The organism is Rhodococcus sp. MEB064, from assembly GCF_000834565.1.
Classification (GTDB): Bacteria; Actinomycetota; Actinomycetes; order Mycobacteriales; family Mycobacteriaceae; genus Rhodococcoides.
Genome location: NZ_JXQS01000071.1, coordinates 1 through 220, shown reverse-complemented (window position 1 = coordinate 220; position 220 = coordinate 1). Strand labels below are relative to the sequence as shown.

At 67.7% G+C, this 220-nt stretch carries 1 pseudogene; it reads left to right on the top strand.

The features are described 5' to 3' along the window. Positions 1-220, top strand: a pseudogene (locus RU01_RS20450) (2-oxoglutarate decarboxylase); the annotation flags it as partial.

Below are 220 nucleotides of genomic sequence, written 5' to 3'. Positions count from 1 at the left end.
TGCTGGCGACACGCGTGCGGACGTCCGGGTTGTTGATGGTCGCCCCCTACGTCGCACGCACCACCCCCGAACTGTTGTCCATCGAGTGCTGGGGCGGTGCGACGTACGACGTGGCGTTGCGGTTCCTGCACGAGGATCCGTGGGAGCGGTTGGCGGCACTGCGGGAGGCAGTGCCGAACATCGCCCTGCAGATGTTGCTGCGCGGGCGTAACACCGTCGG